Source organism: Janthinobacterium sp. GW822-FHT07H11, assembly GCF_058798615.1.
Window position 1 is genome coordinate 1,124,247 of sequence record NZ_CM179507.1, and the last position, 13,784, is coordinate 1,138,030.

Annotated in this window: 13 protein-coding genes; 6 read left to right on the forward strand and 7 right to left on the reverse strand. The window is 64.5% G+C overall.

What is annotated here, in order from left to right; genetic code table 11:
- Nucleotides 1-70: 70 nt before the first annotated feature.
- The 3 genes from gatB to gatC are packed head-to-tail and all read right to left on the reverse strand — an operon-like array spanning nucleotide 71 to nucleotide 3,436.
- Nucleotides 71-1,546 (reverse strand): Asp-tRNA(Asn)/Glu-tRNA(Gln) amidotransferase subunit GatB, encoded by a 1,476-nt coding sequence (gatB, locus tag AC3RCJ_RS05020; RefSeq protein WP_492959976.1) that lies wholly within the window; start codon nucleotides 1,544-1,546, stop codon nucleotides 71-73.
- A gap of 37 nt (nucleotides 1,547-1,583) precedes the next feature.
- A complete protein-coding gene (gene gatA / locus AC3RCJ_RS05025; RefSeq protein ID WP_492959916.1) occupies nucleotides 1,584-3,080 on the reverse strand; it encodes an Asp-tRNA(Asn)/Glu-tRNA(Gln) amidotransferase subunit GatA in 1,497 nt (498 codons plus the stop codon).
- A gap of 53 nt (nucleotides 3,081-3,133) precedes the next feature.
- Complete coding sequence (gene gatC, locus AC3RCJ_RS05030) at nucleotides 3,134-3,436, reverse strand: Asp-tRNA(Asn)/Glu-tRNA(Gln) amidotransferase subunit GatC (protein ID WP_492959915.1); 303 nt, start codon at nucleotides 3,434-3,436, stop codon at nucleotides 3,134-3,136.
- A 352-nt stretch (nucleotides 3,437-3,788) separates the two neighbouring features.
- Here gatC and AC3RCJ_RS05035 point away from each other — a divergent pair, with 352 nt between their 5' ends.
- The 6 genes from AC3RCJ_RS05035 (at nucleotide 3,789) to AC3RCJ_RS05060 (ending at nucleotide 10,637) form a co-directional block, all read left to right on the forward strand.
- Nucleotides 3,789-4,832, forward strand: coding sequence for a rod shape-determining protein (locus AC3RCJ_RS05035; RefSeq protein WP_010393186.1), 1,044 nt, complete (start codon nucleotides 3,789-3,791; stop codon nucleotides 4,830-4,832).
- A gap of 105 nt (nucleotides 4,833-4,937) precedes the next feature.
- The gene (gene mreC / locus AC3RCJ_RS05040) at nucleotides 4,938-5,972 is read left to right on the forward strand and encodes a rod shape-determining protein MreC (RefSeq protein ID WP_492959912.1); all 1,035 of its coding nucleotides are present in this window, start codon (nucleotides 4,938-4,940) and stop codon (nucleotides 5,970-5,972) included.
- Entirely contained in the window at nucleotides 5,969-6,481 is a 513-nt protein-coding gene (gene mreD / locus AC3RCJ_RS05045; RefSeq protein ID WP_492959910.1) for a rod shape-determining protein MreD, read from the forward strand. Before mreC ends, mreD begins: the two co-directional genes overlap by 4 nt.
- 12 nt (nucleotides 6,482-6,493) lie before the next feature.
- Nucleotides 6,494-8,461, forward strand: coding sequence for a penicillin-binding protein 2 (gene mrdA, locus AC3RCJ_RS05050; protein ID WP_492959908.1), 1,968 nt, complete (start codon nucleotides 6,494-6,496; stop codon nucleotides 8,459-8,461).
- A gap of 8 nt (nucleotides 8,462-8,469) precedes the next feature.
- Nucleotides 8,470-9,585, forward strand: coding sequence for a rod shape-determining protein RodA (gene rodA / locus AC3RCJ_RS05055; protein ID WP_492959906.1), 1,116 nt, complete (start codon nucleotides 8,470-8,472; stop codon nucleotides 9,583-9,585).
- Entirely contained in the window at nucleotides 9,585-10,637 is a 1,053-nt protein-coding gene (locus AC3RCJ_RS05060; RefSeq protein ID WP_492959904.1) for a septal ring lytic transglycosylase RlpA family protein, read from the forward strand. The genes rodA and AC3RCJ_RS05060 overlap by 1 nt, the downstream gene beginning before the upstream one ends.
- Before the next feature lie 99 nt (nucleotides 10,638-10,736).
- On the opposite strand, the gene AC3RCJ_RS05065 is transcribed toward AC3RCJ_RS05060, so the two are convergent.
- Genes AC3RCJ_RS05065 through AC3RCJ_RS05080 form a run of 4 tightly spaced genes read right to left on the reverse strand, consistent with a single transcriptional unit; the run spans nucleotide 10,737 to nucleotide 13,773 of the window.
- Entirely contained in the window at nucleotides 10,737-11,426 is a 690-nt protein-coding gene (locus AC3RCJ_RS05065) for an SPOR domain-containing protein (protein WP_492959902.1), read from the reverse strand.
- Nucleotides 11,420-12,187, reverse strand: a complete 768-nt coding sequence (locus tag AC3RCJ_RS05070) for a type III pantothenate kinase (RefSeq protein ID WP_492959900.1) — start codon at nucleotides 12,185-12,187, stop codon at nucleotides 11,420-11,422. Before AC3RCJ_RS05070 ends, AC3RCJ_RS05065 begins: the two co-directional genes overlap by 7 nt.
- 4 nt (nucleotides 12,188-12,191) lie before the next feature.
- Entirely contained in the window at nucleotides 12,192-12,983 is a 792-nt protein-coding gene (locus AC3RCJ_RS05075) for a biotin--[acetyl-CoA-carboxylase] ligase (RefSeq protein WP_492959898.1), read from the reverse strand.
- Nucleotides 12,984-12,993: 10 nt separating this feature from the next.
- The gene (locus tag AC3RCJ_RS05080) at nucleotides 12,994-13,773 is read right to left on the reverse strand and encodes an SDR family oxidoreductase (RefSeq protein WP_492959896.1); all 780 of its coding nucleotides are present in this window, start codon (nucleotides 13,771-13,773) and stop codon (nucleotides 12,994-12,996) included.
- Nucleotides 13,774-13,784 lie beyond the last annotated feature (11 nt).

Below are 13,784 nucleotides of genomic sequence, written 5' to 3' on the forward strand. Positions count from 1 at the left end.
GGCGGCGCCACCGTCGATGCGGCGCATAAAAAAAGGACGCCGCAGCGTCCCTTCCTGGCAGGCCGGAGGCTTATCCCGCCAGCTTGGCTTTCAGCAGTTCCGTCAGCTGGGCCGGGTTGGCCTTGCCCTTGGACGCCTTCATGGCCTGGCCGATCAGCGCATTGATGGCCGCTTCCTTGCCGGCGCGGTACTGCTCCACCGACTTGGCGTTCGCCGCCAGCACTTCATCGACGATGGCTTCCAATGCGCCCGTGTCCGAGATCTGCTTCAGGCCCTTGGCGTCGATGATGGCATCGACCAGGTGCTCGTCGTTTGACTTTGCTTCCCACATGCCGGCGAAGACTTCCTTGGCCGCCTTGTTCGAGATCGTGCCGTCGGCGATGCGCTTGAGCATGGCGGCCAGCTGCGCGGCCGAGACGGGCGCTTCATCGAGGTCGACGCCTTCGCGGTTCAGGGTCGACGACACGTCGCCCATCAGCCAGTTGGCGGCGGCCTTGGCGTTTTCCTTGCCGGCCTTGTCGACCACGGCGACGAAGTAGGTCGCCATCGCCTTCGACTGCGTCAGCACCAGCGCATCGTATTCAGGCAGCGCGTATTCGCTGACAAAGCGGGCGCGCATGGCGGCCGGCAGTTCCGGCATCGAGGCCTTGACCGCATCGATCCACGCTTGCGAGATGACCAGCGGCGGCAGGTCGGGGTCCGGGAAGTAGCGGTAGTCCTGGGCGTCTTCCTTGCTGCGCATTTCGCGCGTTTCCTTGCGGTCCGGGTCGTACAGGCGCGTCGCTTGCACGACCTTGCCGCCGTCTTCGATCAGCTCGATCTGGCGGCGCACTTCCACATGCACGGCTTCCTCGATGAAGCGGAACGAGTTCAGGTTCTTGATTTCGCAGCGGGTGCCGAATTCCTTCTGGCCCACCGGGCGCACGGAGACGTTGACGTCGCAGCGGAACGAGCCTTCCTGCATGTTGCCGTCGCAAACGCCCAGCCACATGACCAGCGAATGCAGCGCCTTGGCATAGGCCACGGCTTCGGCGGCGCTACGGATTTCCGGCTCCGAGACGATTTCCAGCAGCGGCGTGCCGGCGCGGTTCAAGTCGATGCCGCTCATGCCCGCGTAGTCTTCGTGCAGCGATTTGCCCGCGTCTTCTTCCAGGTGGGCGCGCGTCAGGTTGACCGTCTTGGTGACGAATTCGCCATCCTTTTCATAGCCGAAGGTCAGTGCGCCGCCGATGACGACAGGGTCTTCGAACTGGCTGATCTGGTAGCCCTTGGGCGAGTCCGGATAAAAATAGTTTTTGCGGGCGAAGACCGAATGCGGCGCGACGGTGGCGCCGACGGCCAGGCCGAAGCGGATCGCGCGGTCGACGGCCTGCTTGTTCATCACCGGCAGCACGCCTGGCAGTGCCAGGTCGACGGGACTGGCTTGCGTATTGGCTTCGGCGCCGTACTTGATCGGCGAACCGCTGAAAATTTTGGATTCGGTCGTGAGCTGCACGTGGTTCTCAAGACCGATGACGACTTCCCATTGCATAGTGTTCTCGCTTATTTTCTGGTGGCGCCGCCTGGGCGGCGCGAATTTTTTCTTAGATGCCGGCAGTTGCGTTGCCTGGAGCACGCGTATGCCAGTCCGTCACCAGCTGGTACTGGTGGGCGACGTTCAGCAGCTTGGCTTCGCCAAAATAATTGCCGATGATTTGCAGGCCGACCGGGCGCTTGCCATTCTTGTCTCCTGCGCCGAAGCCGCAAGGAATCGACATGCCGGGCAGGCCGGCCAGGCTGGTCGACAGGGTGTAGATGTCGGCCAGGTAGTTCGCCACCGGGTCGTCCGTCTTGTCGCCCAGGTCCCAGGCGACGGTCGGCGCGACCGGTCCCATGATGACGTCGCAGACGGCGTCGGGGCCATTCAGGACGGCTTCGAAGTCCTGCGCGATCAGGCGGCGGATCTTTTGCGCCTTCAGGTAGTAGGCGTCATAGTAGCCGTGGCACAGCACATAGGTGCCGACCATGATGCGGCGCTGCACTTCCGGGCCGAAGCCCTGCGCGCGCGACTTCTTGTACATGTCCTGCAAGTCCTTGTAGTCGGCGGCGCGGTGGCCATAGCGCACGCCGTCGTAGCGCGACAGGTTCGACGACGCTTCGGCCGGCGCGATCATGTAGTAGGCGGGAATCGACAGCGCAGTGTTCGGCAGCGAGATGTCGACCAGGGTGGCACCCAGCTTTTCATACTGCGCCAGCGCGCCGCGCACGGCCGCTTCCACGTCCTTGGCCAGGCCCTCGCCGAAGTATTCGCGCGGCACGCCGATGCGCAGGCCCGTCAACGGCTGGCCCAGTTCACGTGAAAAATCTTCCGCCACGCCGCCCTGTTCCGGCGACAGGCTGGTCGAGTCGCGTTCGTCGAAGCCGGCCATGGCACTCAAGAGCAGGGCGCAGTCTTCGGCCGAGCGGGCCATCGGGCCGCCCTGGTCCAGCGAGGAGGCAAAGGCGATCATGCCGAAGCGCGAGACGCGGCCATAGGTCGGCTTGATGCCGGTAATGCCGCAAAAGGCGGCCGGCTGGCGGATCGAGCCGCCCGTGTCGGTGCCGGTGGCCGCTGGCGTGAGGCCGGCGGCGACGGCGGCGGCCGAGCCGCCGGACGAGCCGCCTGGCACGGCGTTTTTGTCCCACGGGTTTTGCACGGCGCCGAAGGCCGAGTTCTCGTTGCCGGAACCCATGGCGAATTCGTCGCAATTGACCTTGCCCAGGGTGACCATGCCGGCGGCCTGGAATTTTTCCACCACGGTGGCGTCAAACGGGCTGGCATAGTTGGCCAGCATTTTCGAGCCGGCCGTCGTGCGCCAGCCGCGGGTGACGAACAAGTCCTTGTGGGCGATCGGCACGCCCGTCAACGGCGTGGCCGTGCCGGCGGCGATGCGCGCGTCGGCTTGCGCCGCTTGCGCCAGGGTCAGCGCGCGGTCGACGTGCAAAAAGGCGTTTGAGCCGTCCGCTTCGATGCGGTCGAGAAAATGCGTCGCCAGTGCAACGGCGGAAATTTCCTTGTTCTGCAAAAGCGTGGACAGCTGTTTGATGGATTTTGTATGCATGGCGTTTCTATTTTGATATTCGGCAAGAAGGCGGGAACGGCGCAACGGCGTGTTTATTCGATAACCTTGGGTACGAGGTACAAGCCATCCTGGACTTTTGGCGCCACGGCCTGGTAGTCGTCGCGGCGATTCGTTTCCGTGGCGGCATCTTCGCGCAGGCGCAAGGCGATATTGTCCATGTGGGCGGCGAGCGGATGGCTCAGCGGTGCGACGCCATCGGTATTGACGGCTTGCATTTGCTCCGCCAATGCAAAAATCTTGTTCAATTGATCGAGCGACGTGACTGCCTGCTCGTCGGCCATTTCAAGTTGTGCCAGGTGGGCGATGCGTTTTACGTCGGATAGTGTCAGGGACATGGCGAATGGCGCGGAGTGCCGCGCAAATAGTATTAAGTTGGCGTTTTGATAAAACGCGGGTATTTACTGCTCTTTTGCTCACAAAAGCCGAGGAATGCCGCGTAACTTGCGGCTGCAAGAGTCGCACTTTTCCATGGTTTTTGGGCAAATCGCATTCAAATTATAAGGTAGAATGGCGGGTTAATGCGTTGCCGGCGCTGATGGACCGCTGCCGCAGCATAGAAAAGATTGCGCAAGCGCCAAGCGAAACCCGGAAAAATCGCCTCCACGGATTTTTAGGGTGCCTGAAAGCGCCCGCTTTGAAACTCCCCATAAACAGCTTTTGCGCAGCTCGATGCGCTACAGGACACTCATGTTTGGTTTTTTACGCAGGTATATCTCCACCGATCTGGCCATTGACTTGGGCACGGCCAACACCCTTATCTATGTACGCGGCCTGGGTATCGTCCTGGACGAGCCATCCGTCGTCGCAATCCGCCAGGAAGGCGGTCCGAATGGCAAGAAGACCATTCAGGCAGTCGGCAAGGAAGCCAAGCAGATGCTGGGCAAGGTGCCGGGCAACATCGAAGCGATTCGTCCGATGAAAGATGGCGTGATCGCCGACTTTACCGTGACCGAGCAGATGCTCAAGCAATTCATCCGCATGGTGCACGATTCGAAATTCTTCCGTCCATCGCCACGCATCATCATTTGCGTGCCTTGCGGTTCGACCCAGGTCGAGCGCCGCGCGATCCGCGAATCGGCGCTTGGTGCCGGCGCCTCGCAGGTGTACCTGATCGAGGAACCGATGGCAGCGGCCATCGGCGCGGGCTTGCCCGTGTCCGAAGCGACCGGCTCGATGGTGGTCGATATTGGCGGCGGCACCACCGAAGTGGGCATCATCTCGCTCGGCGGCATGGTCTACAAGGGCTCCGTGCGCGTCGGCGGCGACAAGTTCGATGAAGCCATCGTCAACTACATCCGCCGCAACTACGGCATGCTGATCGGCGAACAGACGGCCGAAGCGATCAAGAAGGCCATCGGTTCGGCTTTCCCCGGTTCGGAAGTGAAGGAAATGGAAGTCAAGGGCCGCAACCTGTCCGAAGGCATTCCCCGTTCGTTCACCATTTCCAGCAACGAGATTCTCGAAGCGCTGACCGATCCGCTGAACAACATCGTCTCGGCCGTGAAGAACGCGCTGGAACAGACGCCGCCGGAACTGGGTGCGGACATCGCCGAAAAAGGCATGATGCTGACGGGTGGCGGCGCACTGCTGCGCGACCTGGACCGCCTGCTGATGGAGGAAACCGGCCTGCCGGTGCTGGTAGCCGAGGACCCGCTCACCTGCGTGGTGCGCGGTTCCGGGATGGCACTGGAACGTATGGACAAGCTCGGCTCGATCTTCTCCTACGAATAATCTGACAGAAGGGCCGGAATTTATTTTCCGGCCTTTTTTTGGTTTTGGCCCCGACGTTTGCTCGGGGCCTGTACGTTGGCGCACTGCGCCTGATTATTGGATGTCATGGAATACAGTCCTCCGCCACTTTTCAAACAAGGCGCCTCTGCCCGCGTCAAGATGATGGTGTTCGCCGGCATTTCTATCGCCCTGCTGCTGGTCGATTCGCGCATGCACGCGCTGACGGCCGTGCGCCAGGCGGTCGGCACCGTGCTGTATCCGGTGCAGATGGCGGCCCTGGTGCCACGCGACGTGGCGCTGGGCGTCGGCAATTACTTTTCTTCGCTGTCCGCCCTGGAAAAACAGGTGCGCGACTTGAAGCATGAACAGATCGCCGCCTCGCAGATCCTGCAGCAGGCGCAGCTCAATATCGTGGAAAACAACCATTTGCGCAAGCTGATGGAGGCGCGCGAACGCGTTCCCGTCAAGACCATGATGGCCGAGGTGCTGTACGACACGCGCGATTCGGCCACGCGCAAGATCGTGCTCGACCGTGGTATCCAGAACGGCGTCGAACTGGGCCGCCCCGTGATCGACAATCTGGGCGTGGTGGGGCAAGTCACGCGCGTGTTCCCGTTCACCTCCGAAGTGACCTTGCTGACCGATGAAGAACAGGCGATTCCCGTGCAGCTGCTGCGCAACGGCGTACGCAGCGTCGCTTATGGCCGTGGCAAGTCCGGTACCATGGAGTTGCGCTTCACGGAACCGACGGCCGATATCCAGATCGGCGATATCGTCATCACTTCCGGCCTTGACGGCCTGTATCCGGCCGGCCTGGCCGTGGCACGCGTGACGCTGGTTGAACGCAATGCGCACGGTCCGTTCGGCCGCGTCGTGTGCCAGCCGCTGGCCGGCATCGAGCGCAATACCCAGCTGCTGATCCTGATGACATCACCCGACATACCGCCGCGCCCTCCCGCCGAAGAAATCAAGACGGGCCGCAAGATCGCCGGCAAGATGGCGCCGATCAAGGACCCTGCAGCCGCTACCCCGGCGGCCAACGCCGCGGCCACGCCAGCGGTGAAGCCGCCTGCCACGCCGGCACCGAAACCGGCAGCGCCGGCACCGGCCGCCGCACCGGCGAAGGAGGCGACGCGATGAATCGCCCGCATTACATCCTGCTGCCGGTCAGCCCCCTGTTCATCGGCTTTTCCCTGCTGTGCGCGTTTTTATTGAACCTGCTGCCGTGGGGGCACTTCGTCGGCGTGCCCGACTTCGTCGCGCTGGTGCTGGTCTTCTGGGGCATCCACCAGCCGCGCAAGGTCGGCATCGGCGTGGCCTTCTTCATGGGCCTGATGATGGACGTGCACGACTCGACCCTGCTGGGCGAGAATGCGCTGGCCTACACCTTGCTGTCGTACTTCGCCATCATGATGCATCGCCGCGTGCTGTGGTTCCCCATCATGACGCAGGCGCTGCACGTGCTGCCGCTGCTGCTGCTGACGCAGGGGTTGCAAATGCTCACGCGCCTGATCGTCTCCGGCCGTTTTCCCGGCTGGCTCAATTTCATCGAGAGCTTCATCGCCGTGGGCCTGTGGCCCATCGTGACCTGGATCTTGCTGGCACCGCAGCGCCGCGCCGTTGACCGCGACCATAACCGGCCGATTTGACCTGACCGAGCAATGACTGAACTTAAGAACACCGAGCGCGAACTGCATCTCTTCCGGCTGCGCCTGACGATACTGGGCGCGCTCGTCTTCGTCTGTTTTTCCTTGCTGCTGGCGCGCTTTATCTGGCTGCAGGTGATCAAGCATGAGGATTATGCGACCAAGGCCGAGGACAATCGCATCGCGCTGGTGCCCATCGTGCCCACGCGCGGGCTGATCCTCGACCGCAATGGCGTGGTCCTGGCGCGCAACTATTCGGCATTCACGCTGGAGATCACGCCTTCCAAGCTCAGTGCCAGCCTGGACTCGGTCATCGACGAGCTGTCCACCCTGGTGCAGATCGACATCAAGGACCGCCGCCGCTTCAAGAAGCTGCTGGAAGAGTCAAAAAACTTCGTCAGCGTGCCGCTGCGCACGCGCCTGACGGACGAGGAAGTGGCGCGCTTCACGGCGCAGCGTTTCCGCTTTCCGGGCGTGGAAGTGCAGGCACGTTTGTTCCGCCAGTATCCGATGGGCGAAGTGGCCTCGCACGTGGTGGGCTTCATCGGCCGCATCAACCGCAGCGAAGCGAAGGCGCTGGAAGAGGGCGACGATGCTTCCAACTACAACGGCACCGACCATATCGGCAAGGAAGGCCTGGAAAAAAGCTACGAGAAGCAGCTGCACGGCACTGCCGGTTACGAAGAGGTGGAAGTGTCGGCGGGCGGGCGCGCCATGCGCACCCTGTCGCGCACTGCCGCCATCCCCGGCAACAACCTGGTCCTGTCGATCGACATCGAACTGCAGAAGGTGATGGAAGAGGCATTTGGCGAATGGCGCGGCGCGGCCGTGGCCATCGACCCGGCCACCGGCGACATCCTTGCGTATGTCTCCAAGCCCGGCTACGACCCGAACCTGTTCGTCGACGGTATCGACCAGCAAAGCTGGAACGAACTCAATACCTCGCTGGACCGCCCGATGGTCAACCGGCCATTGTCGGGCACCTACGCACCCGGTTCGACCTTCAAGCCATTCATGGCCCTGGCCGCGCTGGAACTGGGCAAGCGCACGCCGAGCCAGTCGATTTCCGATCCCGGCTTCTTCATCCTCGGCGGGCACACCTTCCGCGACGACAAGGTGGGCGGCCATGGCACGGTCGACATGCACAAGTCCATCGTCGTGTCGTGCAACACCTATTATTACCAGCTGGGCCGCGACATGGGCATCGATGCCATCCACGACTTCATGAAGCCGTTCGGCTTTGGCCAGCTGACCGGTATCGACCTGAATAACGAGAAGACGGGCGTGCTGCCGTCGACGGAATGGAAGCGCAACCGCTTCAAGACGCCACAGCAGAAAAAATGGGTGGGCGGCGACACGATTTCGGTCAGCAACGGCTCGGGCTACAATTCCTATACGCCGCTGCAGATCGCCCACGCCACGGCCACCCTGGCCAACAATGGCGTGGTGATGAAGCCGCACCTGGTGAAGATCATCGAAGACGCCAGCACGCGCGCGCGCACCTTGACGGTGCCGAAGGAAAGCTACCGCATTCCGCTCAAGCAGGAAAACATCGATACCATCAAGCGCGCCATGGTCGGCGTGACCAGCGAAGCGGGCGGCACGGCTGCGCGCATCTTTGCCGGCGTGCAGTACACGGTGGGCGGCAAGACGGGGACGGCGCAGGTGGTGGGCATCAAGAAAAACGAGAAGTACAACGCCAAGCTGCTGGCCGAGCGCCTGCGCGACAATGCCCTGTTTACCGCCTTCGCACCGGCCGAACAGCCGCGCATCGCGATGGCCATCGTGGTGGAAAACGCAGGTTTCGGCGCTGGCGTGGCCGCGCCGATCGCGCGCAAGGCGCTCGATTATTACTTGCTGGGCAAGCGCCCGAGCGACAAGGAAAAGGACACCACCAAGGTGCCCAAGGAAGACGTCGACGAGGTGCGCACCCTGGAAGAAATCACAGACGAGCAGGCTGCCCCGGCGCCTGCCAGGCAATAAGGAAACGCATGTCCATTAACGAAAGGCGCTCGCTGTGGCGGCGCGCCAAGCCCTACCTGGCGGTGTTCGATCTGCCGCTCATGCTCATCATCCTGATGCTGCTGTGTACCAGCCTGCTGACCCTGTATTCGGCCAGCATCGGCATACCGGGCAAGATCGAAGACCACCTGCGCAACATCATGCTGTGCTTTTTCGTGATGTGGGTGGCCGCCAATGTCACGCCGCAGATGATGATGCGCATCGCCGTGCCCGCGTACACGGTCTCGGTGCTGCTGCTGGTGGCCGTGGCCCTGTTCGGCACCATCAAGCTCGGTGCGCGGCGCTGGCTGCACATCGGCGTGATCGATATCCAGCCCTCGGAATTCCTGAAGATCGCCACGCCGCTGATGCTGGCCTGGTTCTTCCAGCATAATGCGGGCTCGCTGCGCTGGAAATCGTTCGCCGTGGCAGCCGTGCTGCTGCTGGTGCCGGTCTACCTGATCGCGCGCCAGCCCGACCTGGGCACGGCACTGCTGGTGGTGGCGGCCGGCTTTACCGTGATTTTCCTGGCCGGCCTGTCGTGGAAGGTGCTCGCTGGCCTGCTGCTGACCGTGCTCGCCTGCCTGCCGATCGTCTGGTCGCACCTGCACGACTACCAGCGCGACCGCGTGATGATGCTGATCGACCCCACCAAGGACCCGCTGGGCAAGGGCTTCCACATCATCCAGTCCATCATCGCCATCGGCTCCGGCGGCATGACGGGCAAGGGCTGGACGCATGGCACCCAGGCCCACCTGGAATTCGTACCGGAACGCACGACCGATTTTATTTTTGCCGTATATTCCGAGGAATTCGGGCTGGTCGGCAATCTGATCCTGATGCTGATGTATTTGCTGCTGGTGGGACGGGGGCTGATGATTGCCGCCAACGCCCCCAGTTTTTTCACTCGCCTGCTGGCAGGAGCGATAACAATGATTTTCTTTACTTACGCCTTTGTAAACATGGGCATGGTCAGCGGCATCGTGCCGGTGGTCGGCGTTCCCTTGCCCTTCCTTAGTTATGGCGGCACCGCGCTGCTGACCCTGGGCGTGGCCTCCGGCATCCTGATGAGCATTCAGCGCCACCGCAAGCTGGTGCAGACCTGATGCGCGCGCCATTCGACACCTTCGCCATGCGCGCACTGAGCGCGGCCACTTTGCTGACCCTGGCCGCCTGCGGCACGGCGCCGCAAAAGCCGGCATCGAATAATGTGCCGCTGCCTTCGGGCGGCAAGGTCAAGGTGCCCGTGCGCCAGGACCCTACCTTGCCGGCGCTGCCGGCGGCCGGTTCCGGGCGGGGCGGCTATTACAAGGATGATGGTCCGGGCGACAATCCGCCGCCCAATCTGCGCGACGTGCCCGATGCGGAAGTGCGCAACGAACCGTATTCCACGCGCTCGAACCGTCCCTACGTCGTCTTCGGCAAGACATACACGCCGATGACCGACAACGAGCCGTTTACGCAGAAGGGCACGGGCACCTGGTATGGCAAGAAATTCCATGGCCAGCGCACCTCGTCGGGCGAGATCTACGATATGTACAAGATGACGGCGGCCCATCCGACCCTGCCGATTCCGTCGTATGCGCGCGTGACGAGCATCGACAGCGGCGAGCAGGTGATCGTGCGCATCAATGACCGCGGGCCATTTCATGCCACGCGCGTGATCGACGTGTCGTACACGGCGGCGCTGAAGCTGGGCTTCCTGGGCAAGGGCAGCCACCAGGTGGTGGTCGAGCGCCTGCTGCCGGCCGATATCGATGCCATCCTGGCCGCGCGCGCGGCACCGAAACCGGCGCCGCTGACGCCTTCCGTGATGGCCATCTCCATCGACACGCCGGTGGAGACGGGCGCCGTGGTGCAGCCGGAAGTGACGACGCAGATGCTGCCCGTCGATGCGACGGTGGCCGCTCCCGCGCCAGCGGCGCTGGCCAGCGGCTTCTACCTGCAGCTGGGCGCCTATTCGCGCGCCGACAATGCGGAAACGGGGCGCACGCGCCTGGCGCCGTATGCGGCGGCATTGGGCAGCCTGGGCGTGGTGCAGGCCGGGAACCTGTTCCGCCTGTATGGCGGGCCGTTTTCCAGCCGCGCCGATGCGGCCCGGGCGGCGGCCAGCTTGCCTGAGTCGACGGGCATCAAGCCCATCGTGATCCAGCGATAGCGCACCGCATAACACCGTGGCGAGCGGAAGGGGGCGGCGCCCGCGGCGGTGAGCCTCAAGGCTTGCCCTGGCCGGCGCGCAGCAGGTTTGAGCGGGCGCTTATTTGCAGCTGCGTAGTTCCTGGTCGGGGAACTGCGCCTTGATCTTTTCCAGGCGCGCGCGCGTGGCGGCGTCGAGGTCGCGGAACTGGTAGGCCAGTTGCTTGCTGGAGCTGTAGCGCGGGCCGATGCGCGCGCTGTGCACGCCCTGTTTGTTGAGCGATGCCAGCTGGCTTTGCGCGCCGCTTTCGGACTTGAACACGCCCAGTGATATGCCCCAGCGCAGCGGGCTCGATTCATTCATGACGAAGTAGTTCGTCACGCCCAGCTGCTTCAATTCGCCGGCCTTGCGGTCGGCGCCTTCCTTGCTGCCCTGTGGCGGAATGTACACCATATAACTGGAGATTTCCTGCCCGGCCACGTTGCGGCGCGACTGGCGGTCGCCCAGGTCCAGCGCGCCGACCTGCGTTTCGAAACGGCGCGCGTCAGCCAGGACGAAATTGCCCACTTCCGTGCAGGCATAGTTTTGTGGTGCCGCTTCCGCCGGTGCGGGCGCTGGCGCTGCGGCCGGCGCCGGCGCCGGCGCGGTGGCCTGTTCCTGCGTCAGCAAGGTGAGCTTGTCGGCGTGCAGCTGGTTTTTCAGGCGTCCCGGTTCGCGCGTCTCGCTGCGAAAATTGCCCAGGTAGCCCTGGCCGATGGCCAGCACCAGCACGTTGACACCGGCCAGCAGCCAGAAGACGAATTTCAGCATGGCTGTTCTCCCCGGTCCTGTGCCGCCCGCGCGGCGGCCTGCAGGCCGATCATGACGATATTGTCCACCAGGTGCAGCGGCACCGGCAGCGCCAATGCCTGCGCGACCGGGTGCGCGGCGCCGCCCGAGAGCAGGCAGGCGCTGGCGCCATGCATGCGCACGGCCCGCTCGATGGCGCCCGCCTGCGCCGCCAGGCAGCCGCTGAGGATGGCGTCGTCCGTGTTGTCGGCAAAGCCGGCCGTCAGGAAGGCGTCGCTGGCGATCTGCGGCAATTGTGCCGTATGGCGTGCCAGCGAGCTGGCCATCAGGCCCAGCCCGGGCAATATCATCCCGCCCAGGAAGGCGCCGTCGGCCGTGACGGCGTCGATGGTGGTGGCGGTGCCGCAGTTGGCGACGATGACGGCCTGGCCCGGGGCCAGCACGTGCGCGCCGATGGCGGCGGCAAAGCGGTCGCAGCCCAGTTGCGCCGGATCGCGGTAGTGGTTTTCCACCCCGGCCAGGCACGGCAGCGAGGCGAAGGTGGCGATTGCCTGCGGCAGCACGCCGACGGGCAGCAGCGCCCGCAGGCGCGCGCCGACCACGGCGCCGGCCACATTCGACAGCAGCACGTCGGAAATGTCCAGGCCGGACCAGGCGGCCTGCAGCGTGTCGAGCTGCGCATGCGCCACGGCGCCGCTGGCCAGCCAGGCGCCCGCCGCGCCGTCGGGGGCGGCCAGCGCCCATTTGATGCGCGTATTGCCGGCGTCGATCAGCAGTCGCATGCGCTCACTCCCGGGCCAGGCGCAGCGAGACGTCGCCGGACATGATTTCCATCAGTCCGTCGTTCGTGCGCAGCAGCAGGCGGCCCATGCGGTCCACGCCGGCGGCCACGCCCTGCTGCTGCAACTGGCCGTTGTCGAGGATTTGCACGTGCTGCCCCTGCCAGGCGTGCAGCGCATTCCAGCGTTCCGTGAACGGCGCAAGGCCCGTGTCGTCGAATTCGGCCAGCACGCCGGCCAGGCGGCTGAGCAGGGCCGCCACCAGGGTGTTGCGCTCCATCTGCGCCAGCCATGGCACGGCCGCGACGCTGCGGCCGATCTGCCGTTCCAGCGCATCGGGCATCAGCAGGTTGATGCCGCAGCCGATCACGGCCCACACGCCGCCTGGCGCTTGCTGCGTCTCGACGAGGATGCCGGCCAGCTTATTGCCATCCTTGAGCAGGTCGTTCGGCCATTTCAGCTGCACCGGCGCGCCCAGCGACGACAGGGCTTCGGCCAGCGCCACGCCGACGGCCAGCGGCAGGCCGACCAGCTGCTGCAGCGGCCCCTTGAAGTGCCAGGCCAGCGAAAACATCAGGCTCGCGTCCGGCTGCGACAGCCACGGGCGCCCGGCGCGGCCGCGCCCCGCCGTCTGCTGGCCGGCGATGCGCAGGGTCGGTCCGGCCAGGGTGGCGCAGCGCGCCAGCAGGTCGGCGTTGGTGGAGCCGGTTTCATCGACCACTTCGATGGCCACGTGGGCGGCGCCGGTGGCGCAATGGGCGGCGATGGCCGCGCTGTTCAGGTCTGAGTGCTTCGTCATGGTGTTTGCTTTAGTGGCCGCCGGCGGGCGGCTTGCGGGCCTTGTGCGGCGCATGCGCGAAGGCCAGGTCGTACACGGCATTGGGCAGTGCGCGCAGCAGCTTGGCGACGACGCCCATCTGCCACGGGATCACGCGGTAGCTGTCGCCGTCGGCGATGGCGCGCGCGGCGCGCGCGGCGAATTTATCGGCTGGCATCAGGAAGGGCATGCGGTAGGCGTTATGGCGCGTCATCGGCGTGTCGATGTAGCCGGGCGTGATGGTGACGACCTTGATGCCAGCCGGTTTCAATTCCAGGCGCAGCGATTCGCAGTAGCTGATGACGGCCGCCTTCGAGGCGCTGTAGGCTTCGGCGCCGGGCAGGCCGCGTATGCCGGCCACGCTGGCGATGCCCACCAGGCGCCCGTCGCCCTGGGCTTGCATGGCGGCGATGAAAGGCGCGAAGGTGGCGACCGTGGCCGTGACGTTGATGGCGATGAGGCGCGCGAACGCGTCCAGGTCTTCCGCGTGCTCCGTCAGGGTGCCGAACGACACGCCGGCGCTGGCGATGACGACGTCGACGCGGCCCGCGTACCGCAGGAAGTCATCGGCCGCCTGTTTCAGCGCCGCGTGGTCGCAGACGTCGACGGCGTAGGCGCGGTGGCGTTCAGGGTGGGGCAGGGAAGCGATCAACTGCTGCAGCGTCTCGCCGCGGCGGGCCAGCAGGCCCAGGCGGGCGCCCTGGCGCGCGTACTGCAGCGCCAGGGCGGCGCCCAGTCCGCTTGACGCCCCCGTGATGAAAACGCTGTGCATCAGGCGATGCG